We start from the raw sequence: 1,738 nt of genomic DNA on the forward strand, positions 1-1,738 counted from the left end.
ATTCTGACAGTGACTCGGATTCTGATAGTGATTCCGACTCTGACAGCGATTCGGACTCTGACAGCGACTCGGACTCTGACAGTGACTCGGATTCTGACAGTGACTCGGATTCGGACAGCGATTCGGACTCCGACAGCGACTCCGATTCGGACTCTGACAGCGACTCGGATTCCGACAGCGATTCGGACTCTGACAGCGATTCGGATTCTGACAGTGATTCAGATTCCGACAGCGATTCGGACTCTGACAGCGACTCCGACTCCGACAGCGACTCGGATTCCGACAGCGATGCCGATTCAGACAGCGACTCGGATTCGGACAGCGATTCGGACTCCGACAGTGATTCGGACTCCGATAGCGATTCCGACTCCGACAGCGACTCGGATTCGGACAGCGATTCGGACTCCGACAGTGATTCGGACTCCGATAGCGATTCCGACTCCGACAGCGACTCGGATTCAGACAGCGATTCTGACTCTGACAGCGACTCGGATTCAGACAGCGATTCGGACTCTGACAGCGATGCCGATTCAGACAGCGATTCGGATTCTGACAGTGATTCAGATTCCGACAGCGATTCGGATTCGGACAGCGACTCGGACTCCGACAGTGATTCCGACTCTGACAGCGACTCTGACTCCGACAGCGACTCTGACTCCGACAGCGACTCGGACTCGGACAGTGACTCGGATAGTGACAGCGACTCGGATTCAGATAGTGACTCCGACTCGGATTCTGACAGTGACTCGGACTCTGACAGCGATTCTGATAGTGACAGTGATTCCGACTCCGACAGTGATTCGGATTCGGACAGCGACTCTGACTCTGACAGCGATTCGGACTCTGACAGCGATTCGGACTCCGACAGCGATTCCGATTCTGACAGCGACTCGGACTCCGACAGTGATTCTGACTCGGACAGCGATTCTGACTCGGACTCCGACAGTGACTCGGATTCTGACAGCGATTCGGATTCCGACAGCGATTCGGATAGTGACAGCGACTCTGATTCGGACAGCGATTCGGATTCCGACAGCGATGCCGATTCGGACTCCGACAGTGACTCCGATTCTGACAGCGACTCGGATTCAGACAGCGATTCGGACTCTGACAGCGACTCGGACTCTGACAGCGACTCTGACTCCGACAGTGACTCCGATTCGGACAGCGACTCCGATTCGGACAGCGACTCCGACTCTGACAGTGACTCCGACTCGGACAGCGACTCGGATTCCGACAGTGATTCCGATTCCGACAGCGATGCTGACTCTGACAGCGACTCCGATTCAGACAGCGATTCGGACTCTGACAGCGACTCCGATTCAGACAGTGATTCGGATTCAGACAGCGACTCGGATTCGGACAGCGACTCCGACTCCGACAGTGATTCCGACTCCGACAGCGATGCTGACTCTGACAGCGACTCCGATTCAGACAGCGATTCTGATTCTGACAGTGACTCCGACTCGGACAGCGATGCTGACTCTGACAGCGACTCGGATTCGGACAGTGATTCGGACTCGGATAGCGATTCTGATTCAGACAGCGATTCTGACTCTGACAGTGACTCGGATTCAGACAGCGATTCGGATTCCGACAGCGATGCCGATTCAGACAGCGACTCCGACTCCGACAGTGACTCCGATTCCGACAGCGACTCGGACTCGGACAGTGACTCGGACAGTGACTCGGATTCAGATAGTGACTCCGACTCCGACTCGGATTCAGACAGCGATTC

1 protein-coding gene is annotated in these 1,738 nt (G+C 55.6%); it reads left to right on the forward strand.

Going from position 1 to position 1,738, the window contains the following annotated elements; all coding sequences use genetic code 11:
* A partial coding sequence (locus FQK12_RS27220; protein WP_186711176.1) for a hypothetical protein occupies positions 1–1,738 on the forward strand: 1,738 nt, incomplete at both ends.

It is taken from the genome of Klebsiella sp. ME-303 (assembly GCF_007910085.1).
Lineage (GTDB): Bacteria > Pseudomonadota > Gammaproteobacteria > Enterobacterales > Enterobacteriaceae > Klebsiella > Klebsiella michiganensis.